This is a genomic window from Streptomyces sp. NPDC005302 (assembly GCF_040607345.1).
GTDB lineage: Bacteria > Actinomycetota > Actinomycetes > Streptomycetales > Streptomycetaceae > Streptomyces.
Genome location: NZ_JBEXGN010000009.1, coordinates 242,595 through 265,547, shown reverse-complemented (window position 1 = coordinate 265,547; position 22,953 = coordinate 242,595). Strand labels below are relative to the sequence as shown.

The window sequence follows — 22,953 nt, the reverse complement described above, 5'->3', positions numbered from 1 at the left end:
CGGCCTGGTCTGCCACAGGGCCGTAGCCGGTCGGTCGGTTACGGCCGGTCCCCGAAGACCGTGCGGTGCCAGTCCTTCCTGGCGACCGCGGTGTTGTCGAACATGACGTGCTTGACCTGCGTGTACTCCTCGAAGGAGTAGGCGGACATGTCCTTGCCGAAGCCGGACGCCTTGTAACCGCCGTGCGGCATCTCGCTGATGATCGGAATGTGGTCGTTGACCCAGACGCAGCCCGCCTTGATCTCACGGGTCGCGCGGTTGGCGCGGTAGACGTCGCGGCTCCAGGCCGAGGCCGCGAGTCCGTACGGGGTGTCGTTGGCCAGCGCGATGCCCTCGTCGTCGGTGTCGAAGGGGAGCACCACGAGCACCGGGCCGAAGATCTCGGCCTGCACGATCTCGCTGTCCTGCCCGGCGTCGGCGACGAGCGTGGGCGCATAGTACGCGCCGGACTTGAGATCTCTCTGGGGAGCCTCACCTCCGGTGACCACGCGCGCGTAGCCGCGGGCGCGGTCGACGAAGCCGGCGACGCGGTCGCGCTGGGCGTGCGAGATCAGCGGGCCGAGGTCGGTGTCGACCGCGAAGGGGTCGCCCACTCGGACGCTCGCCATCAGCTCACCCGTCCGCTCCACGAAGGCGTCGTAGAGGGGGCGTTGCACGTACGCGCGCGTGGCGGCGGTGCAGTCCTGGCCCGTGTTGATGAGCGAGCCGGCGACCGCGCCGTTGACGGCGGCCTCCAGGTCGGCGTCGTCGAAGACGAGGAAGGGCGCCTTGCCGCCGAGCTCCAGGTGGAGGCGCTTGACGGTGGAGGTGGCGATCTCCGCGACGCGTTTGCCGACGGCCGTCGACCCGGTGAAGGAGGTCATCGCGACGTCGGGGTGTCCGACGAGGTGTTCGCCCGCCTCCCGGCCGAGGCCGGTGACGATGTTGATCACGCCGTCCGGGATGCCCGCCGCCGTGGCCGCCTCGGCGAACAGCAGGGAGGTGAGCGGGGTCAGCTCCGCGGGCTTCAGGACGATCGTGTTGCCCGCGGCGATCGCCGGGAGGATCTTCCACGCGGCCATCTGGAGCGGATAGTTCCAGGGCGCGATGGAGCCGACGACCCCGATGGCCTCGCGGCGTACGTAAGAGGTGTGGTCACCGGAGTACTCGCCCGCGGACTGGCCCTGGAGGTGCCGGGCGGCACCGGCGAAGAACGCGGTGTTGTCGATGGTGCCCGGCACGTCGAACTCGCGGGTCAGCTTGAGGGGCTTCCCGCACTGGAGGGACTCGGCCTGGGCGAACTCCTCGGCCCGCTCGGCGAGCACGGCGGCGAAGCGGTGCAGCGCGTCGGAGCGCTCCCCGGGGGTGGCGCCCGACCAGCCGGGGAAGGCCGCGCGGGCGGCGGCGACGGCCGCGTCCACGTCGGCGGTGCCCGCCAGCTCGTAGGTGTACACCTCTTCGCCGGTGGCGGGGTCCACGACCGCGTGCGTGCGGCCGGAAGTGCCCTTGGTCAGACGGCCCGCGATGTACTGCGCTCCGCCGGCGAGGCGGTCCTGCGCCTGGAAGCGATGGCCCGGTTTGTGCATGTCGCTCTCCTCCGCCGCCCTCCCCGTCGGAACAGGGGTCGGCGTAGCTCCAGCTCGATTTGAGTGCCGATCCTGACAGAGCTAAGGGACTCCAACAAGTGATTCCGTTGTTGCCTTTTGGTTACGCGACGGAATCCTTCGACCAGGTGTCGAGTCCTTCTGGAAAAGGCGGGACGGAATGTCAGTGGTGCGTGCCACAGTGGCGTGCATGGGGAAGATCGCCACGCGGGAAGCACTGGTCAGCGCTGTCGAGTCGGGGGCGCGTGTGAAGTACCTGCCGTTCTGGGGGCACCGTCCGCGGGCGGACGGACAGGTCGGATCGAGCTGCCTCAGCCAGTGGTGGCCGTCACCCTTCGTGACCGAAGGGGTCGCCTACGCTACGGCGGAACACTGGATGATGGCCGCCAAGGCGCGCCTCTTCGGGGACGCCGAGGCCGAGCGGCGGGCGGTGGAGGCGGCGAACCCCGCGCTCGCCAAGAAGGCGGGCCGGCTGGTGCGGGGCTTCGACGACGCCGTGTGGGAGCGCGAGCGGTTCGGGATCGTGGTCGAGGGCAGCGTCCACAAGTTCGCGGCACACGCGGATCTGCGGGAGTTCCTGCTGGGCACCGGCGACCGGGTGCTCGTCGAGGCGAGCCCGCTGGACCGGGTCTGGGGCATCGGTCTCGCCGCGACCGACGAGGGCGCCTCGGATCCACGGCGCTGGCGGGGCGGGAACCTGCTGGGCTTCGCGCTCATGGAGGCGCGGGAGCGGTTGCGGTAGGACGGGGTGGGGGCGGGCCTGGCGGCCCGGACCGGTGATCGTCCTGCGGATGCGACCCCCCGCGAACCGGCTGAGAATGCAGAGGTGACTGGCACTCATCCGGCACGGGGCGCGGCCGCTGAACCGGCGCCCAGGACCCCGAACCAGACGCTGGCCCTCGCGGCCATGCTCTTCGCGGTGTCGATGACGTTCATCGACCAGACGATCGTCTCCATCGCGGCTCCGGACATCGTCAATGAGCTGGGCCTGTCCGCCTCGGGCATGCAGTGGGTGGTGAACGCCTATCTGCTCTCGCTGGCGGCGTTCTTCGCCCTCGGAGGCCGCCTGGCCGACCTCTTCGGGCCACGCCGGGTCGTGATCATCGGGACCCTCGTCTTCGTCATCTCCTCCGTGCTCTGCGGCTGCGTGCCCAAAGGGGACTTCGCCCAGACCTGGCTGATCATCTTCCGGGTGACGCAGGGACTGGGGGCGGCGCTCCTGTTCCCCGCGGCACTGGCTGTCGTGGTGGCCGTCTTTCCGGTGGAGCGGCGCGGCCGGGCCCTGGCGCTGTTCTTCGGGCTGTCCGGAGCGCTGACGGCGATCGGCCCGCTGCTGGGCGGCTGGCTCACGTCCTGGACCTGGCGGGCGATCTTCTGGGTGAACGTTCCCGTGGCCGTCGTGGCCCTCGTCCTGACGATGATGGCGCGCATCCCGGACCGGCGGCGCGCCGAATCACTGGACGGCGTCGGTGCCGTCCTCATCGCGGCCGGGATGGGTCTGAGCGTGCTGGGCTTCCAGCAGGCCGCCTCCTGGGGCTGGGACAGCGCGGCGACCTGGGCCTGCATTGCGGGCGGTCTGGCGCTGCTGGTCCTGTTCTGGCGCTACGAGCGGGACAAGCGGCACCCGCTGGTCAACCTGGCGGTGTTCCGCGACAAGGCGTTCACCGTGGACACGCTGGTGCTGTTCTTCGCCATGCTGGCCTTCGTCCCCGTCTTCTTCTTCGCCTCCGTCTACGCCCAGGTCTCGCTGAGCGCCTCCCCCAACCAGGCCGCGCTGTACCTGCTGTACTTCTTCGCCGGCTTCGCGATCGCCTCCCAGTGGGGCGGCCGCATGCTGGACAAGCAGGGGGCCCGGGGGCCGATGAAGATCGGCACCGTCGTGGGCGCGGTCGGGTTCGCCCTGTGGGCCAACAAGCTGACCGACCTGTCGATGCACGACCAGTGGCCCTATGTGGCCCTCGCGGGCGCCGGCATCGGCTTCATCCTCGCGCCCGCCTCGACGGACGCCGTCAACCGGTCGATCGGCGCCTCGTACGGCGAGGTCACCGGCATCACCCAGACCGTGCGCAACTACGCGGCGAGTGTGGGCCTGGCCGTCCTCGGGACGATCCTCACCCACCGGACGACGGAGAACGTCGTGTCGACGCTCACGTCCCGCGGAGTGTCCTCGGACACCGCGAACGGGGTGGCCAAGGACATCGCGGAGGCAGTCACGGGCAACGGGGACGCCCGGACGCCCACCGGCACCGGGCCGGCCGCCAGCGCCGCGCGCGACGCGATGTCGAGCGTGCGGATGGACTTCGCCGAGGCCAACCAGTGGGTCTTCTACGGCATGGCCATCGCGCTCGGCATCGGATACCTGGTCGCGCTGCGCCATCCCGGGGGCAAGGCGACACCGGCCGCCGCGGAGGGCGAACCGCGTTCGGCCCCGACGACTCCCGCGCCCCCGTCGGAGGACGAGCACCGGACGAGCCTCTGACACGACGGCCCGCCGACCGGTCCCGTTCCCGCGGCCGGAGGTGAGCCCGGTCGCCGGTCAGGTGGCGCGCGGACGGCGCGATCCGGTGACGCGCGGGCCGCGCGTTACCCGGCGGACGGGACACCGCCGGCGCGGTGCCTCGTTCACCTCTGCTGCGTGACCAGGGACGTGTCGAACCCGTCGTACCCGTTGGAGTCGTCGCTGCCGATGTCGTCCGGGAGAGCGACGATGACGACGATCAGCGCGGTGCCGAGCACGATGCCGACCGATCCGCAGATGATCCCGGCCAGCGCCTGCCCCGGATTCGTCGCCTCGCCCTTGCGGACCCGGCCCCGGCCGATCACGCCGAAGACGATGGCGAGGATGCCGAGCACGATCGCCAGGGGCCACGCGCAGAACAGGACGGAGGCGATGATGCCGAGGACCATGGAAGCGGTGCCCAGGCCGTTGCTCGGGGCGGGCGGCCCCGCGGGCCAGCCGTAGCCCGGGACGCCCCCGTACGCGGAAGGGCCGGAGCCGGGGTACTGCGGATAGCCGTAGCCGTACGGGAGATGCCCCGGACCGCCGGGGGCTATCGGCGGCGGAGGCACGGGCTCGCCGGGGCCGGGCTGCGGGTACGGGGTGTGGGCCGCCGGGGGCGCGAAGGGGTTGTCCCAGGCGGGGCCGCCGGGAGCCGTGGGCCCGGGCGGGACGCCGGTGCCGGGGAGCGATGTGATCGTCGGCAGCCCGTACGCGGGAGAAGGCGAAGAGCTCGCGCCGCCCGGCGCCCTCCGCGCGGACGCGTCGGTCTCCTCGGGCGGCGCCCAGGGATTGGGTTCCTGCCGCGGGTCGGCGCCGGGTTTGCCGAGGGAGACCTGCGGGCCGGGGGCCTGACCGGGCGCGGAATCCTGCCCCGCCCCACCGGACGCGGAGGCGGCGTTCCGGCCCGGGGCGGCGAACGGCTCGGTGGCCTGGGCGGGCACGGAAGGTCCCGGCCCGTCGGCCGGTGCACGGTCCGCCGGGGGCGGGACCTGTTCCCGGCCCTCCCCCGGTTCACCGGTCACGGCGTACTGCGGGCCGTCGCCCGCCGCGCCGTCCACCCACCGCGCGCCGTCATCGGCCCGCGTGGCGTTCTCCCGGTCCGCCGGCGCGGTCCACCCGTTCCCCTGAGCCGTCGGTGTCCACGCCTCGGTGTCACCTGGCGTTCCCGGCTTGCTCGCGTCCTCGGACATGCGCGAAGTCCCCTCTCTTCTGCGTGCCGTCATGCTACGGCCCGGGCGTGTCCCGTGGATCTCCACGGGACGACGGCCGCTTCGCACAGCCCGGGGCCGTCGTCCCGGAGCCTGTGCCTACGATGATCCCGAGTCACCGATCAGCCGATCACCCGCGTCCCGCCGAGCACCGTCCGGAGACGCCGTTCCGGGGAGGAACCCCTTGACCGAGCACATCACCGCACGCGACGAAGTCCGCGACCTGCACTCCTTCATCGCCGGGCTGCCCAAGGCCGAACTGCACGTCCACCACGTCGGATCCGCCTCCCCGCGCATCGTGTCCACGCTCGCCGCCCGGCACCCCGACTCGATGGTGCCCACCGACCCCGAAGCGCTGGCCGACTACTTCACGTTCACGGACTTCGCCCACTTCATCCAGGTGTACCTGTCCGTCGTCGACCTGATCCGCACGCCGGAGGACGTCCGGCTGCTGACGTACGAGGTGGCCCGGGACATGGCCCGTCAGCAGGTGCGCTACGCCGAGCTGACCATCACGCCGTGGTCGTCCACCCGGCGCGGGATCGACGAACTCGCCTTCATGGAGGCGATCGAGGACGCGCGCCGGGCCGCCGAGGCGGAGCTGGGCGTCGTCCTGCGCTGGTGCTTCGACATCCCGGGCGAGGCCGGTCTGGAGGCCGCCGAGGAGACCGTGCGGCTCGCGACCGACGACCGGCTGCGGCCGGAGGGGCTGGTGTCCTTCGGGCTCGGCGGCCCCGAGGTCGGCGTACCGCGGCCGCAGTTCAAGCCGTACTTCGACCGGGCGATCGCGGCGGGGCTGCGGTCGGCGCCGCACGCCGGTGAGACGACGGGCCCGGAGACGGTCTGGGACGCGCTGAACTTCCTGGGCGCCGAGCGCATCGGCCACGGCACGAGTTCCGCGGGGGACCCCAAGCTGCTCGCCCACCTCGCCGAGCACGGGATCGCCCTGGAGGTCTGCCCGACCTCGAACATCGCCACGCGTGCGGTCCGCACCCTCGACGAGCACCCCATCAGGGAGTTCGTGGCGGCCGGGGTGACGGTCACCGTCAACTCCGACGACCCGCCGATGTTCGGCACCGACCTCAACAACGAGTACGCGGTCGCCGCCCGCCTGCTGGACCTGGACGAGGCGGGCGTCGCCTCGCTGGCCCGCAACGCGGTGGAGGCGTCGTTCCTCGACGAGGCCGGCAAGGCGAAGCTCGCGGCCGAGATCGACACGTATGCCGCGACCTGGCTGGCACTCTGACCCAGCACAATGGGCGCATGCGCACCGTGACCGCAGTCGCCCACCGCGGCGACCCCTATCGCGCCCGTGAGAACACGATCGACTCGCTGCGTTCCGCGCTCCGCCAGGGCGCGGACGCCGTCGAGATCGACGTACGGCTGACGCGAGACCGCCTGCCCGTCCTGCTGCACGACGAGACGCTCAACCGGCTGTGGGGGCACGACCGTCCCCTGCGGTCGCTCTCCTCCGACGAGGTGAAGGGCCTGACCGGCGGCGGGGTGCCGACGCTGGCGGAGGCCCTCGGGGCGACCGGCGACACCCGGATCATGGTCGATCTGCCGGGTCCGGTGGACGAGAAGGCCGTGCGTGAGGTCGTGGACGTGGTGCGCGCGTGCGGGGCACAGGAGCGGGTGTACTACTGCGCGGGCGCCCCGGCGATGCTCACGGTCCGGGCCGTCGACCCCGCCGCCGAGATCGCGCTGACCTGGACGACGCTGGCACCGCCTCGCCCGGCGCTGCTCGACGCGGTGCGTCCGCGCTGGCTCAACTACCGCTTCGGGCTGGCGGACCGGGATCTCGTGGCCCGGGTCCACCGGGACGGTCTGCTGGTGTCGGTGTGGACCCCGGACACCCGTCGCACCATGCGCCGTCTCCTCGCGGCGGGCGTCGACTCGGTCACGACCAACCGCATCGACACGCTGGTCGCCCTCCGCGACGGCTGACGGCGCGGGAGCGGTCGCTCGTCCCCATGGCCGGTCTCCCCAGGGGACCGGCCGTCGACGCGGGTGCCGTGACCGGCGCAGGGCGCCCGTCCCCCTCCCCCGGCGGCCCGTCTCCCTAAGGGGGGCCCCGGTGCGGAGACCGGGGACGGCACCCTTCCTGATGAGGATCACAGGGATCTCCGCCGGCCGGAGGATGAGGGCGTTCCCGTCCGGCAGCTTCCTCAGGAGACCCGATGCCCGCACGCAGTACGGCAGTTGTCCTCGTCGCCGCCCTCAGCCTCGGTCTCGCCGCCGTGCCGCTGGGAGCCCCCGCGTTCGCCTCTCCCGCCGTCGCGCCGGCCCGTACGTCCGCCGGACCCGACGCCGACGCGCTGCGTGCCGCGCTGGCAGGACTCCCCGATCAGGACGCGACGGCGGCGCTCGTCCGGGTCGGGGGCACCGACGGACGCTGGCGGGGCAGCGCGGGCGTGCACGATCTGGAGTGCGGCCGGGCGGCCGACCCCGACGCCCGCTTCCGCGCCGGTTCCACCACCAAGGTCGTCACCGCGGCGGTCGTGCTCCAGCTCGCCGCCGAGGGCCGGATCGGGCTGGGCACACCGGTGCAGAGGTACCTCCCCGGGCTCCTGCCGTCCTCCTTCGAGCCCGTCACCGTACGGCAGTTGCTGAATCACACGAGCGGTGTCCAGGCGGGTGACGGCTTCGGCGACGACTTCGCGGACGTGTACGCCCACCGCTTCGACACCCTGACACCGCGCCAGGTCGTGGCGTCGGCGGTGGCGAAGGGACCGGAGTTCGCTCCGGGCACCCGTCAGGACTACCTGAACATCAACTACACGATCCTCGGCCTGCTGATCGAGAAGGTGACCGGCCACACGTACGCGCGGGAGGCGGAGCGGCGGGTCCTCCGGCCGGCCGGGATGCGCGACACGTACTTCCCCGGCACCGACCCCCGTATCCACGGGCCGCACAACCACGGCTACCAGGCGGTGCGGCGGCCTGACGGGACGACGGAATTCGTGGACGTCACCGACTGGAACCAGGCGGACCGCTGGGCGGCCGGCGACATGATCTCCACGACCGCCGACCTGGAGCGACTGATCACGCACCTGTTCCGCGGAGAGCTGGTCCCGGCACGGCAGTTGGAGGAGATGTTCACCGTGCCGGCCGGGATCGAGGGCGCCGACATGAGCGCCGGCCTGCAGCGCTTCGCGTACGAGGGCAGGGTGTACTGGATCAAGTCGGGCGCCCGGTACGGCTACAGCGCGGTGGTCGGCGCCACCCGGGACCTGTCCCGCACCCTGGTCTACTCGGTCAACTCCACCGACGCCAAGGGCGAGACGATGAATCCGGTCGCCGAGCGGATCGCGATGGCGGCGCTCAGCCGGCCGGAACCGGCACGCTCCCCCGGCCGGCGGTGAGGGTCTCCAAGCGCTTGATCTTCTTCCGCACGACGTGGAGGGGGATGACGCCGAGGACCCCGAAGGACAGGTCGACGAGCGTCCACCAGAAGGGGATTCCGCGGACCGGTCCGCAGATCAGGGCGAGGGGGACGATGCCGGCGCAGGCGATCATCCCGAACTCGACGACCCAGATGTTGCGGACCGGATCGCGGTAGGGGCCGTAGAACGCGACGGCGATGACCAGGTGCGCGAAGGCCAGCCAGTCGGTTCCGTAGAGCAGGAACGGGTAGTCGGCGTCGGCGGTGTCGAGGCCGCGGCGGACCCGCTCGATCCAGTCCATCAGGGCGGGCAGGTGCTCCGGCACGGACAGGGACCGCAACAGGTCCTCGGTCCAGTGCAGTTCGTGCACCAGGGGGAAGGCCGTGGCGCCGCTGAGCACCAGGCTGACGACGAAGAAGACAAGCCACGCACGGATGCCCTTGAGCAGGGCGGCTCTGTCGCTCATGTCAGGAGCCTACGCTCCGACTTGAACGTGTTCAAAACCGCCCCGCACGGGGTTCCGTACGGCTCAGGCGCCGCTCGCCTTCAGCATGTCCTCGCGCTCGACGAGCTTCACGCGCTCGCGGCCCTCGGGCTCGCCCAGCGCCTTCTCCGCCGCGTCCAGCCGGTACCAGCCGTCCCACGTGGTGAAACGGACGTCGCGCTCGCCGAGGAACGCGTCGACGGCCGCCGGGTCGGGCGAAGCGGGTTCGGGCAGACGGCCGTTCGCGTGGTCGTCGAGAAGGCTCGCGACCGTCTCGTTGGCGTCGCCCTTGGTGTGACCGATCAGACCGATCGGGCCGCGCCGGATCCAGCCGGTGACGTAGGTGGACCGGAGGTGCTCGCCGCTGTCCTCGATCACCCGGCCGGCTACGTCCGGGACCGTGCCCGAGTCGACGTCCCAGGGCAGCTTGGGCAGGCTGTCGGAGAGGTATCCGACAGCCCGGTAGACCGCGCTGACGTCCCAGTCCTTGAAGGCGCCGGTGCCCTTCACGTTTCCGGTGCCGTCGAGGGCGGTGCGCTCGGTGCGCAGGCCGACGACCTCGCCGTTCTCGCCGAGGATCTCGGTCGGCGACTCGAAGAAGTGCAGGAACAGCTTGTGCGGGCGGTCGCCGGTGTCGCGGATGGCCCAGTTCTCCAGGGTCTTGGCGACCATGTCGGCCTGCTTGTTGCCGCGCCGGGTGGCGATCGAGCCCTCGTCGTAGTCGATGTCCTCGGGGTCGACGATGACCTCGATGTTCGGCGAGTGGTCCAGCTCGCGCAGTTCCATCGGGCTGAACTTCGCCTGCGCCGGGCCGCGGCGGCCGAACACGTGGACCTCCAGGGCCTTGTTGGCCTTGAGCCCCTCGTGCACATTCGGCGGGATCTCGGTGGGCAGCAGTTCCTCCGCCGTCTTGGCGAGGATGCGGGCCACGTCCAGCGCGACGTTGCCGACACCGAGGACGGCGACCTTCTCCGCCTCCAGCGGCCAGGTGCGTGGGACGTCGGGGTGGCCGTCGTACCAGGAGACGAAGTCGGCCGCGCCGTACGAGCCGTCGAGGTCGACACCCGGGATGTCGAGGGCCCGGTCGGCCGTGGCGCCCGTCGAGAAGATCACCGCGTCATAGAAGGCGCGCAGATCGTCGAGGTTGATGTCCCGCGGGTAGTCGACGTTGCCGAAGAGGCGGATCTGCGGCTTGTCGAGCACCTGGTGCAGGGCCGTGATGATGCCCTTGATCCGGGGGTGGTCCGGGGCGACGCCGTAGCGGATGAGACCGAACGGGGCCGGCATCCGCTCGAACAGGTCGATGGACACACCGGGCTCGGCGGCCACTGCGGACTTCAGGAGCGCGTCGGCGGCGTAGATTCCGGCGGGGCCGGCTCCGACAATGGCTACCCGCAGAGGGCGAGGCATGATCAGGTTCCCTTCGGGCAGAGGCAGGGGGCTCGACGGGAAGCCTAAACTAAGGCAAGCCTAAGTCAGTAGGCGGGTCCGGGCTATGACCTCATAAGGCTGCCTTATGGGTGTTCAAGGGCTGCTTTATGGCCTGGTCCCGGCCCCTCCCGCGACCGGGGCTGTCGGCTCTCCCGGTCGACCCATGTCGGCTCCCCGGTCGGCCCACGGCACCCCCGGAGCCCCTTGCGCCTACCGCCGCACCGCAGCCGAGGGCGTCGGGCCGGTGCCGGTCCGCGCCGCCGAGGGCTCGACGGAGACGGAGGCCGTCGGCGGCGTCCGGGTGGGGGCCGACGAACGGGCCGGACCGCGCGGGGTGGGCACGGTGCGCGGAGCCGAGGTCGCCGAGCTCCGCGCGGCAGGGTCGCTCGCGCCGGGCCGGGGACTCGCGCCCCGCTGCGAGGGCGACGGGTCGGGCACGGTCGACGGACTGCTCGCGGGCGGCGGCGCCAGGGGGACCGTCGGCAAGGCGGGGCCCTCGGACTGTGCCGCCCGGAGCGGCAGCGCGACGAGCACCGCGACCGCACAGGCGAGCCCGGCTCCGAGCGACGCCCGGAGCAGTCGGCGGCGTGCCGCACCCCGGCGGATGGCCTCGTACCGGCCGGCCGGGGGTCCGAGGAGGTCGGAAGGGGGTCGCATGATGACGGCGAGCGGGTCGTCGGGCTCGAAGTCCGGGCCGTCGTCAGAGTGTGTGATCAAGGCTTCTCCTCAGGTGCGCGCGGAGCAGTTCGCGGGCCGCGTGGAGATCGGCCTTGATGGTCCCTTCCTTGCGCCCGGTCAGCACGGACACCTCCCGGATCGGCATGTCAGCGTAGTAGTGCAACAGGATCGGGACGCGCAGCCGTTCGGGCAGCGACTGCACCATCAGCCGGACCGAGGGGTCGCTCTGCTCGTTGGGCGGGCCGAGGGCCGCCTCGGTGGTCGCCCGGTGCACGGCCCGGCGCTCACGCTCCAGCTTGCGCCAGTGGTCCCGGACGAGGTTGGCCGCGGTGACGTAGAGGAAGCCCCGGGGTTCGGCCACGGTCGTCCAGCGCGCCCAGAGCCGGGTGAACGCCTCGGAGGCGATCTCGTGGGCCGTGCCGTCGTCGTCGACGAGACGGCGGCACCAGCCGGCGAGGCGCGGGTAGAGGGCGGCGAACAGCTCGGACGCTGCCTTCTCGCGGGACCCTTTCAACACTCTCCATGGTCGTGACGGAATGCGAGGGGCGGGATCCCGGGCCGCGGACGTACGGTCCATCGGCCCAGGATCGCGCCTCGGGCCCCGGTGGGACCCTGCGGTTGTGCCGCGGTTGTGCGACGAACGGACGGCGGCCCGGCACCCGGCGGGGACCGAGGAGCGTCCGCCCGTGTGTCAGGGGCTCGCGGAGCCGAGTGCCGCGAACACGATCACGTTGTCGGCGTAGCCGTCCTCGGTGCGGGGGCCGCCGCAGGTGATGAGCCGCAGCTCCGGGCGGTCCACGTCTCCGTAGACCGCGTCGGAGGGGAACTCCGCCTTGGCGACGGTCCGTACGGAGGTGACGGCGAACACCGCCGACCTGCCGTTCTCCAGGCGCACTTCGATCCGGTCGTCGCGGCGCAGGCGCGCGAGGTGGCGGAAGACGCCGTCCCCGTACGCGCCGACCGTGACATGGCCGAGGATCACCGAGGGACCGGTCTGTCCCGGTGTCGGCGAGTGCCGGTACCAGCCCGCCCGGTCGTGCGCGACGACCGGCGGCACCTGCACACTGCCGTCGGAGGCCAGCCCCAGCCGCATGACCGGGGTATCGACGCCGATGGCGGGGATGCGGAGCGCGACCGGTTCCGAACGCTTCAGCGCCCGGGCGGGGCCGGCGGCCTCGGACGCGGACGGCGTCGTGCCGCCCGGCCGTTCGGCCGCGGCCCGGCCGGCGGCGTTCGCGTCCGCGGGATTCCGGCCGTCCGGGGAGCCGCCGCAGCCCGCGAGCAGCGCGGCCAGCGCCGCGGTGCCGAACGCGCGCCTGGAGAGGGCCGTCATACCCCGGTGGCCCGGCGGCGGCGTACGACGAGGAACGTCGCGCCCCCGGCGGCGAACAGCGCGGCCGCGCTGCCGCCGATCAACCCGCCCTGTCCTCCGGAGGATCCCTGTCCCGCCGCCGTCACCCCGGTGTCGGGCGCTCCGCTCGGCCGGACGGACACCTGGCGCGCGGCAGGCGCACGGGTCGGCTCGGCACTCGGCACCGCGGAGGGCGTCCGGCCCGGCGAGGAACTCGCCTGAGTGGGCGCGGAGCTGACGCTGGGCCGGGTCGAGGGGACCGGGGACGGCCCGTCGGCGAACGCGGGCACCGCGCCCGCCAGCACGGCGGTGCACGCAAGTGCCGTGGCACTGAGGACGGTTCGCATGAGTGGCTCTCTTTCGTCGGTCCGCCCGCCGGTGAAAGCGGCGGGCTGCGTCGTGGATCGAGCGGAGAGACGAGGCAGCGCGGGGCCGGGTTGTAAAGAGCGGGCAAAGGCGCGTGAAGTGCGGGAGGGAACGGGCGCGGCGGTGACGTTCGCGCTCCGGCCGGGGAGTGTTCGTCGGATGGCCGTCCCCCGGCCCTGTAATGCCCGAGTAACGGCCCCTGTCTAGCGTCCGGGCTCCCCCGTTCCGTTCCTGGAGGAGCACTTCGATGCACCTGCCCCGACCGCCTCGGCGCGGACACGCCGCCTGGGCGGCGGCCGCGTTCACCGCGGCCGCCCTGCTCACCGCGCCGCTGCCCGCGGCCGCCGCCGACTCCGGCACCGCCCCGTCGGCCAAGGTCGACTCCGCCCTCTCCGCCGCCGTCGCCAAGGGCGGCGACGCCACCTTCTTCGTCGTCCTGAAGGACCGGGCGGACCTGTCCTCCGTGAAGAGGAAGAAGTCCCACGCGGCGAAGGCCGAGGCCGCCTACGGCGAGCTGCGCGCGCACGCCAGGACCAGCCAGAAGTCGATCGACGCCTTCCTCGACGGCCGGAAGGTCGGCCACACCGACTACTGGATCGCCAACGCCGTCCAGGTGACCGGTGGTCAGGACCTGGTCGAGAAGCTGGCAAAGCGCTCGGACGTCGCGTCCGTCGTCAAGGAGCGGACGTACAGGCTCGACGACGTCCGGACCGCCGACACGAAGATCACCAAGTCCCGTACGGACTCCTCCGCGAACGGCGACGACACCCCCGAGTGGGGCGTCTCCGACATCAAGGCCGACCAGGTCTGGGACAAGTACGGCACCCGCGGCGAGGGCATCGTGATCGCCAGCGTCGACTCGGGCGTCCAGTACGACCACCCCGACCTGGTGGCCCAGTACCGGGGCAACAACGGCGACGGCACGTTCACGCACGACTACAACTTCTACGACCCCTCGGGCACCTGCCCCTCGGACGGCACCCCGTGCGACAACAACGGCCACGGCACCCACACCATGGGCACGATGGTCGGCAAGCACGGCATCGGCGTCGCGCCGAACGCCACGTGGATCGCCGCCAAGGGCTGCGAGGCGTCCTCCTGCTCCGACACCAACCTGCTCGCGGCCGGTCAGTGGATCCTCGCCCCGACCGACCACACCGGGCGGAACCCGCGCCCCGACCTGGCGCCGAACATCGTCAACAACTCGTGGGGCGGCGGCGACACGACGTTCTACCAGGACATCGTCCAGTCCTGGAACGCCGCGGGCATCTTCGAGGCGTTCGCGGCCGGCAACGACGGTGACGGCGTCACCTGCTCCACGGCGCACGCCCCCGGCTCGCAGGAGACCTCCTACGGTGTCGGCGCGTACGACTCCACCGGCACGATCGCCTCGTTCTCCGGCTTCGGCCCGTCGCTGGTCGACGGCTCGATGAAGCCGAACATCTCGGCGCCCGGCGTCGCGGTCGAGTCGACCTGGCCCGGCTCCTCGTACAACACCGAATCCGGTACGTCGATGGCCACCCCGCACGTCGCGGGCGCGGTCGCGCTGCTGTGGTCGGCGGCCCCGTCGCTGATCGGCAACATCGACGAGACGCGGGACCTGCTCGACGAGGGCGCGCGTGACGTCGACGACACCCACTGCGGCGGCACCGCCGACGTGAACAACGTCTGGGGCCAGGGCAAGCTCGACATCCTCGCGTCGGTGGACAAGGCCCCGCACACCGCGGGCACCGTGACCGGCAAGGTCACCGACAAGGCCACCGGCGCCGCGCTGTCCGGCGTCCTGGTCAAGGCGACGAACGCCGGCTCCGGCACCCGCACCGTCAGCACCGGCACCGACGGTTCGTACTCGCTGTCGCTGGCTCCGGGCACGTACGACTTCACGGTCGGCGGCTACGGCTACGCGGACGGCTCCGCCACCGGCGTCGCGGTCACCGAGAACGGCTCCGTCACCGAGGACTTCGCGCTCGCCGCGGTCGCCGCCCACAAGGTCACCGGCACCGTCCTCGACGTCACCGGCAAGCCGCTGGCCGGCGCGAGCGTCGAGGTGACGGGCACGCCGGTCGCCCCGGTCACCACGAACGCCAAGGGCGCGTACACGTTCCCGAAGATCGCCGAGGGCAAATACACCCTGACGGTGCGGCCCGCCGCGCCGACCCTGTGCAACGGCGTCTACTCCGGTGCCGCCACCGTCGCCGCCGGCGACCTGACCAAGGACGTCCGGGTCCCGGCCCGCTCCGACGCCGCCGGGAACAGCTGTGCCCCGGCCGCGTACTCCTGGATCGCGGGCACCAAGAAGGTCGCCCTGAGCGGTGACGAGGACGCCACGACGATCGCGCTGCCGTTCTCGGTGAAGCACTACGGCGTCGGTTACTCGACCGCCTCCGTCACCACCGACGGCCTGGTGAACTTCCTGGCCCCGCGCGTCGGTGACTACACCAACACCGCGCTGCCCACGGTCAGGAACCCCAACGGGTTCATCGCGCCGCTCTGGGACGACCTGACGCTCGACAAGAAGTCGTCGGTGCAGACGGCAACCACCGGCACCAAGGGCAGCCGCACGTTCGCCGTCGTGTGGAACGACGCCGCCTACGCCACCGGCACCACGGGCCGCGCCACCTTCGAGGTCCTCTTCGACGAGGCCACCGGCGCCGTGACCCTCCAGTACAAGTCGGTCGCCGACCACGGCGCGGGCGCCACCGTCGGCATCCAGAACCAGGCCGGCAGCGACGCCCTCCAGTACTCCTTCGACCAGTCGGTCCTCACCGACGGTTCGGCCGTCCGCTTCACGCAGGGAGCCAAGTGATGAGAGCCCACCACTCGCGCAGGGGCCTGCAGTTGGCCTCCGCCCTGGTCGCGGCGGGGTTGTGCCTGAGCGCCGCGCCGCAGGCGCTGGCCGCCGACGGCGGTGACGGAGCGATGAAGCTGACCAGCGCCGAGGCAAAGACGCTGGCCGCCCACGTCACGCTCGACGCCTACGGCGACGACGACTCGCGGATCAGCCCGAAGCCCGCGGATCAGCCGAAGCCGGCGGGCGACGGCACCGAGTCCGCCACGGGTTCCGGCAGCGGCGCGAAGCCGGGCGACGCGGCCACCGGCGTCGACCCGGCCACCAAGGTCACCTTCACCAACACGTCGGCGCTGGAGGGCGTGCGCGGCATGGGCGCGACCGTGCCCGTCGGCACGAAGGGCGACTACCTCACCCTCAACTCGCTCGGCAACGTGCAACGGCACGCCGCCGACGGCAGTTCGGTGTGGGAGCGCACCAACGCCTCGCTGTACGCCGACTGGCAGGTGAAGCCGGTCCGCCCGTGGCAGACCGAGCCGTACCCGGCCCGCATCCTGATGGGCTACAACGCGGTCTCGCCGTTCTCGCCGACCTCGGACTCCGGTTTCGACACGGGTGACCTGACCGGCGACGGCACCGACGACCTGGCCTTCACGGCCAGTGTCGGCTCGGCTCCCTACCGGCCGTTCACCTCGCCCGGCTCGTCGCTGCCCACCGGCACGTTCGTCACCGTGGTCGACGGCAGGACCGGCGCGACGCTCTGGTCGAAGCTCTACAACTACGCGACCATGGTGAAGATCGTCGACGGCACCCTGCTGGTCGCCGACGCGCCGCGGATGAGCCTCAACTCCCCGGCGGCCGACACGGCGACTCTGACCGGCACCCGGTTCTCGTACGCCGGTGGGAAGTTGACCGCGGACTCGACGTGGACGTACGACACCCAGGAGGCCGGCGAAGCCAACTGGGGCGACATCCAGAAGCTGGGCAAGGGCAAGGTCGCCGTCTCCTGGGACCGGGCGGCGGCGGCCGGTGTCGCCCCGCGCGGCCGGACTCTCGCCCTCGACCTGGCCGACGGCTCGGTCACCTGGCAGACCGACAGCCTGCTCTACAGCCGGCAGCTGCGGGTGGACGCCGGCCGCAAACGGCTCGTCGCCGTCGAGCAGGCCGAGTCCACCGACGGTGTGGGCTACGAGGTCGCCGCGTACGACACGAGGACCGGCCGGCGCACGACGCTGGACAGCCGCGCGAACGTGCTGCCCACCGCACTGACGATCGGCGACCTCACAGCCAAGGCGGGCGACGAGTACGCGGTCGCCGAGTCGTCCCTGGACAACGAACTATGGGTGAACGCCAGCACGGTGCGGGTGCTGAACGGCACCGACCCGAGCAAGGTGCTGTGGTCGAACACCCTCAAGCGCTCCGCCGACAACGTCAACGACGGGGCGAGCATCTGGCGCCTGCAGATGGTGGACGGCAGGCTCGTCACGGCCGCGCAGGACGACGAGAAGCTCCAGACGGCCGAGAACACCGGCGGTGCCCGCCTCGCGTCGCTCACCGTCTTCTCCGCCAAGGGCGAGGTCAGCTGGCAGGAGAAGGGCCTCGGCGCCTCTCCGATGTACCAGGACGTCTTCGCCGACGACCAGGGCACCCACGTGCGGGTGATCGACCAGACGCAGAACATCCGCACCTACGGGCTCGTCAACGGCAAGCGGCAGAGCCTGACACCGCTGCAGGCCGACGTCTCCCACGCGAAGGCCGTCGACCTGGACAAGGACGGCGTGTCCGACGTCGTCATGGGCGGCTCGTCGGACGGCGTGTGGGCCTACTCCGGTCCGTCGCTGGTCACCGGGAAGCCGGAGAAGCTGTGGCAGGCCACGGTCCCCGGCGCCGTCTCCGACATCGAGACCGGTGACGTCAACGGCGACGGCAGGCCCGAGATCGTCGTCGCCGCCGACACCGCGGTCGTCGTCCTCGACGGCAGGACCGGCAAGACGCTCGCCACCATCGACGGCGGCGGCCAGTACGTCCGCTCGGCCAAGCTGGCCGACCTCGACGGCGACGGCGAACTGGACATCCTCGTCCCGACGAAGAGCCTCGACGCCTACCACGGCGACGGCCACAGGCTGTGGTCGTACGCGGCTCCCAAGAGCGCGGGCGACGTCGTCTTCACCGACCCGTCGGCAGGCGACGGGAGGGTCTACGCCTCGTACTCCAGCGTCGGCGCGATCACCCTGGACCACCCGGCGGTGGCCGCGGTGGCCCTGAACGCCAGGACCGGCAAGGCCAAGTGGGACATCGTGCCGACGGCTCCGTCGGACTCGACCGACGGCGTGATCCACGCCGCCATCCCGAACGACGGTGTCTTCACGTCCCGGGAGATCCCGTACGCGGGCGGCCACGCGGTCGCCTACGTGTGGGAGATCATGGCGCGGGCCGGAGCCGACGCCACCGACGGCAACAGCCTGTTCAACTACGTGGAGATCCGCGACGGCCGCACCGGTGAGGTGCTGCACGGCGCCACCGCCGGCGGTCTGTGGACGCACCACGGGTTCTTCACCGGTAACGGGAGCCTGTACGAGGCCGGCACGGCGTCCTACCGCCGGTACAGCGGTGAGGGCACGACCGACGCCATGGTCTTCACGGTGCCGACAGCCCTCGGTGGCGGTTTCGCGACCGGTCCCGGCGGCCGCGAGCTCCTGATCAGCACGGTCGAGGGCGGCGTCTACGCCTACGACCCGAGCGTCTTCGACACGGCCGAGGGCGCCTACGCGCCGTTCCTCGGCAGCGGCGGTGTCATGGGCGGAGGCGAGACGCTCGCCGCCGACCTCGACGGCGACGGTGTGACCGAGGTCCTGTCGCTCAACACGGACGAGACGACGTCGGACCGGATGGCCGAGAGCATCGGCGGCCGGTTCCTGACCCAGGACAACGCCCTCCACCAGGTCGTCACGTTCAAGCTCTCCTGACCCGCCCGGTGGCCGGCGACTCCGGTCCACGGCCTCCGTACGACAGAACCCCCGGGCGATGCCCGGGGGTTCTGTCGTGTGGTCCGCGGTCGGTTCGACGCATCCTGGTGGCCTACTTGGGGTCGCGGTCGAACTGTGCCCGGGACCAGCGGTATCCCAGGACGCTCAGGGCCACGCACCAGGCGAGGGCGATCCACCAGTTGTTGCCGATCTCCGTGCCCAGGAGCAGTCCGCGCAGGGTCTCGATGGCGGGGGTGAAGGGCTGGTACTCGGCGATCGGCTGGAACCAGCCGGGCATCGAGTGCAGCGGGACGAAGGCGCTGGAGATCAGCGGCAGCAGGATCAGCGGCGTCGCGTTGTTGCTGGCCGCCTCGGCGTTGGGGGCGCCCAGGCCCATGCCGACCGCGATCCAGGTGAACGCGAGGGCGAAGAAGGCGAGCAGGCCGAAGGCCGCGAGCCACTCCAGGACGGTGGCGTCCGTGGACCGGAAGCCCATCGCGACACCGACGGCACCGACGACCACCACGCTGATGATCGCCTGCAGCACGCTTCCGGCGACGTGCCCGAACAGCACCGAGCCCCGGTGGATGGCCATCGTGCGGAAGCGGGCGATGATCCCCTCGTTCATGTCCATGGAGACCGAGACGGCGGTGCCGACCACCGTGGAGCCGATCGTCATGAGCAGGATGCCCGGGACGATGTAGGCGATGTAGGCGGAGCGGCCCGCGCCGCCGCTCATGGTGTCGCCGAAGACGTAGACGAACAGCAGCAGGAGCATCACCGGAGTGAGCAGCAGGTTGAGGGTCATCGAGGGGTAGCGGCGTGCGTGCAGCAGGTTCCGGCGCAGCATCGTCGACGAGTCACGCACGGCGAGGGAGAGAGAACTCATCGAACGGTCTCCTTGGTCGGGGCGGTCGGGGTGGTTGGAGTGGGCTGAGCCGGCTGGTGCGGCGCGGTGGTGTCGCCGGTGAGGGCGAAGAAGACGTCGTCCAGGTCGGGTGTGTGGACGGTCAGTTCGTCCGCCTCCACACCGGCCGCGTCGAGCCAGTCGAGGATGGAGCGCAGTTCGCGTTGGCTGCCGTCGCTGGGGAGTTGGAGGGCGAGGGCTTCGTCGTCGCGGGCGGCTTCGGTGAGAGCGTCCGCGGCCCTCTGGTAGGCGGTGGGGTCGGTGAAGCGCAGGCGGATGTGTCCGCCGGGGATGAGGCGCTTCAGTTCTTCGGCGGTGCCTTCCGCGGCGATCTTTCCGTCGTTCAGGACGGCGATGCGGTCGGCGAGTTCGTCGGCCTCCTCCAGGTACTGCGTGGTGAGGAAGACCGTGGTGCCGCCGGTGACCAGCTCCCGGATGATCTGCCACATGGTGTGACGCGACCGCGGGTCCAGGCCGGTGGTCGGCTCGTCGAGGAAGATGATCCGCGGGGCGCCGACGAGGGTCATCGCGATGTCCAGGCGTCGCTTCATCCCGCCCGAGTAGGTCGAGGCGGGCTTCTTCGCCGCCTCCACCAGGTCGAAGCGCTCCAGGAGTTCGGCCGTCGTGCGCCGGCCCTCCGCCTTGGACAGGTGGTGCAGGTCGGCCATGAGGAGCATGTTCTCCTCGCCGGTGATCAGACCGTCCACCGCCGAGAACTGGCCCGTCACCCCGATCACCGCGCGGGCCGCCTGCGCCTGTGTGGCGAGGTCGTGGCCGCCGACGTGGATCTGACCCGAACCCGTGTCCGGGGTGATGAGCGTCGAGAGGATCTTCACGGCCGTCGTCTTGCCGGCACCGTTCGGACCCAGCAGAGAGAACACGGTGCCCTCGGGAACCATCAGGTCGACGCCGTCGAGCACGACCTTGTCACCGAAGGACTTGCGCAACCCGTGCGCCGCGATGGCCAGGTTGGTCATGGAGCTGCTCCTTAAGCAGTGCTGTCGCGAGGTCAGATACTGCGGGCGGTGATGTCGCCCTGGGTCGTGGTCGCCCGGATGGTCAGGCCGGGGGTGCCGTCGGTGTTCTTCAGGGCGTTGCTGATCCGGCCGTAGCTGGTGCCGGCGTCCAGGGAGGCGGAGACGCCGCGGGAGGCGCCGACGGTGATGTCGCCCTGCTGTGTGCTGAGCGTGACGGCACCGCGGACCGCCTCGGTGATGAACAGGTCGCCCCGCTGGGTGCTGATCTCCGCGGGACCGTTCAGACGGCCGACCGTGATGGTCGCGTCGTGGCCGGCGAGACGGGCGCTCGCGGCCTCGTCGATCTTGACCGTGCGGTAGCCGCCCTCGAAGGTGACGTCGCCGAGGCGTCCCACTCCCCGGAACTCCGCCGCGGCGGCCTTGGCCTCGACGCGGGAGTCGACGGGAAGCTGGATCGTGATCTCGACGGACCCCGAACCAGTGCCGAGGATGCGGTTCTTGGCCGGTGCGGCCCCGATGCGCAGGACGCCGTCGGCGTAGGTGACGGTGACCTGCTCCGCCGCCTTCACGTCGCGGCTCTTGGAGGCGTTCGCGGGCAGCACCTCGACCGTGGTGTCCGACCGGTCGGCGGCGATGACCTGGATCCGGCCCGCGGGAATGTCGATGACGGCCGAGACGGGGGCGGGGCTGTCGAACTTCTGCATCGTGCTCTCCTTCTCCTGCATCGCGCGCCCTACGGCGTCCGCGTTTTCCGATGAGAGAAACGCTACGTTGCCTTCACGGATTCGACAACGCCTTCATTGCGCTTGAATGCCATAAACGCAGGTGGATGCGGAGAAGTTGTTGCAATGGATTCGGAGATAACGCAACAGACTCCCGCAGCACGCGTTGCAACGATTGACGGTGAACGCTATGCGGGAGCAGCAGCGCGGACAGCACCCGCAGGACCGGCACGACACCAGCACCAGCACCAGCACCACGGGATGCGGGGCCATGAAAAAGGGCGCCGGACCTGAGTCTCGGCGCCCTTCGGGCCAGGGGGTGGGCCGACGCCCGGTCGGCCCCCGCCTCACAAACCCGCGATCGCGTTCCAGCGCTTGGCGAACTCCGTGCGTTCCGTGGAGGTGATGTCGCGGGCGATGGCGAGGCGCTTGCGCATGGTGGCGTCGGGGAAGATCAGCGGGTCCTCGGCGAGGGCGGCGGTGTCCTTGTCCTTGGAGGACGCGAGGACGTCCTGCGCGGCCGGTACCGGACAGACGTAGTTGACCCACGCGGCCAGCTCCGCGGCGACCTCCGGCTGGTAGTAGAAGTCGATGAGCTTCTCCGCGTTGGCCTTGTGGCGGGCCAGGTTGGGGATCATCAGCGACTCGGCCCACAGCTCGGCGCCCTCCTCGGGGACGACGAAGCGGATGTCGGGGTCGTCGGCCTGGAGCTGGATCACGTCACCCGAGTACGCCTGGCACGCCAGGACGTCGCCGCTGGAGAGGTCCTTGATGTAGTCGTTGCCGGTGAAGCGGCGGATCTGGCCGCTGCGCACGTGCTTCTCGACCTGGTCGCACATCCGGTGGAAGTCGTCGGCCTTCCACTTGGTGATGTCGACGCCGTTGCCCTGCATGAGCAGCGCGAACGCCTCGTCCAGACCGGAGAGGAGGGTGACCCGGCCCTTCAGGTCGGGGGCCCACAGATCGGAGACGTGCTTGATCTCGCGGCCGACCCTGCGGCGGTTGTACGCGATGCCGGTGATGCCCGACTGCCACGGCACGGACGACGCGCGGCCGGGGTCGAAGGCGGGCGAACGCAGCAGCGGGTCGAGGTACTTGGCGACGTTGGGCTGCTTGGCCCGGTCCATCTCCTGCACCCAGCCGAGCCGGACGAAGCGCGCGCACATCCAGTCGCTGATGACGATGAGGTCGCGGCCGGTCCGCTGGTGGTTCATCAGCGACGGGCTGATCTTGCCGAAGAACTCGTCGTTGTCGTTGATCTCCTCGATGTAGTCGACGGAGATCCCGGTGCGCTTCTCGAACGCCTCCAGGGTGGGGCGCTTCGTGGGGTTCTTGTCATCGGTGTCGATGTACAGCGGCCAGTTCGCCCAAGTCAGTCGCTTGTCCGTGGCGGACGTGTCGGTTCCGGCGCGCTCCCCTGCGCTCACGTACGCGGCGGGCACCCCGCAGCCGGCCAGGGCGCCGAGTGCGGCGCCTCCGCCGAGGGCGCGCAGCAGGGACCGGCGGGACAGGGGCGAGGTGTTCCGAATCACTGGCACGCCCGCAGCATGCCGCCCGCGTCCGGCACGAACAATGGACGCTGCGTCGAGCGGTGGTCCCACGACCC

19 protein-coding genes are annotated in these 22,953 nt (G+C 71.4%); 7 read left to right on the top strand and 12 right to left on the bottom strand.

The genetic code is table 11. From position 1 onward, the window contains the following. Positions 1 to 38: 38 nt before the first annotated feature. A complete protein-coding gene (locus ABZT74_RS16625; RefSeq protein WP_356435563.1) occupies positions 39 to 1,565 on the bottom strand; it encodes a gamma-aminobutyraldehyde dehydrogenase in 1,527 nt (508 codons plus the stop codon). A gap of 208 nt (positions 1,566 to 1,773) precedes the next feature. Here ABZT74_RS16625 and ABZT74_RS16620 point away from each other — a divergent pair, with 208 nt between their 5' ends. Together ABZT74_RS16620 and ABZT74_RS16615 are read left to right on the top strand one after the other, a co-directional pair. Next, on the top strand, positions 1,774 to 2,325 hold the full coding sequence (locus tag ABZT74_RS16620; protein ID WP_356169829.1) for an NADAR family protein: 552 nt from the start codon (positions 1,774 to 1,776) through the stop codon (positions 2,323 to 2,325). A 165-nt stretch (positions 2,326 to 2,490) separates the two neighbouring features. Next, positions 2,491 to 4,062 (top strand): MFS transporter, encoded by a 1,572-nt coding sequence (locus ABZT74_RS16615; RefSeq protein WP_356435619.1) that lies wholly within the window; start codon positions 2,491 to 2,493, stop codon positions 4,060 to 4,062. A gap of 143 nt (positions 4,063 to 4,205) precedes the next feature. Here ABZT74_RS16615 and ABZT74_RS16610 read toward each other — a convergent pair whose 3' ends face one another. Beyond that, the gene (locus tag ABZT74_RS16610) at positions 4,206 to 5,273 is read right to left on the bottom strand and encodes a DUF4190 domain-containing protein (RefSeq protein WP_356435560.1); all 1,068 of its coding nucleotides are present in this window, start codon (positions 5,271 to 5,273) and stop codon (positions 4,206 to 4,208) included. Between the two features lie 58 nt (positions 5,274 to 5,331). Between ABZT74_RS16610 and ABZT74_RS16605 the strand changes: the two genes are divergently transcribed. From ABZT74_RS16605 to ABZT74_RS16595, 3 genes are all read left to right on the top strand, one after another. Continuing rightward, a complete protein-coding gene (locus ABZT74_RS16605; protein ID WP_356169873.1) occupies positions 5,332 to 6,537 on the top strand; it encodes an adenosine deaminase in 1,206 nt (401 codons plus the stop codon). Positions 6,538 to 6,554: 17 nt separating this feature from the next. Next, positions 6,555 to 7,238, top strand: a complete 684-nt coding sequence (locus ABZT74_RS16600) for a glycerophosphodiester phosphodiesterase (protein ID WP_356435557.1) — start codon at positions 6,555 to 6,557, stop codon at positions 7,236 to 7,238. Between the two features lie 233 nt (positions 7,239 to 7,471). Further along, on the top strand, positions 7,472 to 8,656 hold the full coding sequence (locus ABZT74_RS16595) for a serine hydrolase domain-containing protein (protein ID WP_356435554.1): 1,185 nt from the start codon (positions 7,472 to 7,474) through the stop codon (positions 8,654 to 8,656). Here the strand turns inward: ABZT74_RS16595 and ABZT74_RS16590 are convergent. From ABZT74_RS16590 to ABZT74_RS16565, 6 genes are all read right to left on the bottom strand, one after another. Beyond that, positions 8,616 to 9,143: a hypothetical protein gene (locus ABZT74_RS16590; protein WP_356435551.1), complete on the bottom strand. Its 528-nt coding sequence runs from the start codon at positions 9,141 to 9,143 to the stop codon at positions 8,616 to 8,618. The two genes, ABZT74_RS16595 and ABZT74_RS16590, sit on opposite strands and share 41 nt — an antisense overlap. Positions 9,144 to 9,206: 63 nt before the next feature. Further along, on the bottom strand, positions 9,207 to 10,571 hold the full coding sequence (locus tag ABZT74_RS16585) for an FAD-dependent oxidoreductase (RefSeq protein WP_355868013.1): 1,365 nt from the start codon (positions 10,569 to 10,571) through the stop codon (positions 9,207 to 9,209). Between the two features lie 231 nt (positions 10,572 to 10,802). After that, on the bottom strand, positions 10,803 to 11,309 hold the full coding sequence (locus ABZT74_RS16580) for a hypothetical protein (RefSeq protein WP_356435548.1): 507 nt from the start codon (positions 11,307 to 11,309) through the stop codon (positions 10,803 to 10,805). After that, positions 11,293 to 11,784 (bottom strand): RNA polymerase sigma factor, encoded by a 492-nt coding sequence (locus tag ABZT74_RS16575; RefSeq protein WP_355868007.1) that lies wholly within the window; start codon positions 11,782 to 11,784, stop codon positions 11,293 to 11,295. Before ABZT74_RS16575 ends, ABZT74_RS16580 begins: the two co-directional genes overlap by 17 nt. Positions 11,785 to 11,961: 177 nt before the next feature. Next, on the bottom strand, positions 11,962 to 12,603 hold the full coding sequence (locus ABZT74_RS16570; protein ID WP_356435546.1) for a class F sortase: 642 nt from the start codon (positions 12,601 to 12,603) through the stop codon (positions 11,962 to 11,964). Beyond that, the gene (locus tag ABZT74_RS16565; RefSeq protein WP_355868001.1) at positions 12,600 to 12,968 is read right to left on the bottom strand and encodes a sortase-dependent protein; all 369 of its coding nucleotides are present in this window, start codon (positions 12,966 to 12,968) and stop codon (positions 12,600 to 12,602) included. The genes ABZT74_RS16570 and ABZT74_RS16565 overlap by 4 nt, the downstream gene beginning before the upstream one ends. A 266-nt stretch (positions 12,969 to 13,234) precedes the next feature. Between ABZT74_RS16565 and ABZT74_RS16560 the strand changes: the two genes are divergently transcribed. Further along, positions 13,235 to 15,793: a S8 family serine peptidase gene (locus tag ABZT74_RS16560; protein WP_356435543.1), complete on the top strand. Its 2,559-nt coding sequence runs from the start codon at positions 13,235 to 13,237 to the stop codon at positions 15,791 to 15,793. Then, positions 15,793 to 18,741, top strand: a complete 2,949-nt coding sequence (locus tag ABZT74_RS16555) for a VCBS repeat-containing protein (RefSeq protein ID WP_356435539.1) — start codon at positions 15,793 to 15,795, stop codon at positions 18,739 to 18,741. Before ABZT74_RS16560 ends, ABZT74_RS16555 begins: the two co-directional genes overlap by 1 nt. A 112-nt stretch (positions 18,742 to 18,853) precedes the next feature. Here ABZT74_RS16555 and ABZT74_RS16550 read toward each other — a convergent pair whose 3' ends face one another. From ABZT74_RS16550 to ABZT74_RS16535, 4 genes are all read right to left on the bottom strand, one after another. Further along, on the bottom strand, positions 18,854 to 19,630 hold the full coding sequence (locus tag ABZT74_RS16550) for an ABC transporter permease (protein ID WP_355867992.1): 777 nt from the start codon (positions 19,628 to 19,630) through the stop codon (positions 18,854 to 18,856). Continuing rightward, complete coding sequence (locus ABZT74_RS16545; protein ID WP_356435536.1) at positions 19,627 to 20,625, bottom strand: ATP-binding cassette domain-containing protein; 999 nt, start codon at positions 20,623 to 20,625, stop codon at positions 19,627 to 19,629. The genes ABZT74_RS16550 and ABZT74_RS16545 overlap by 4 nt, the downstream gene beginning before the upstream one ends. A gap of 32 nt (positions 20,626 to 20,657) precedes the next feature. Continuing rightward, positions 20,658 to 21,329, bottom strand: a complete 672-nt coding sequence (locus tag ABZT74_RS16540) for a DUF4097 family beta strand repeat-containing protein (RefSeq protein WP_356435533.1) — start codon at positions 21,327 to 21,329, stop codon at positions 20,658 to 20,660. A gap of 365 nt (positions 21,330 to 21,694) precedes the next feature. Then, on the bottom strand, positions 21,695 to 22,885 hold the full coding sequence (locus ABZT74_RS16535) for a spermidine/putrescine ABC transporter substrate-binding protein (protein ID WP_355867983.1): 1,191 nt from the start codon (positions 22,883 to 22,885) through the stop codon (positions 21,695 to 21,697). Positions 22,886 to 22,953 lie beyond the last annotated feature (68 nt).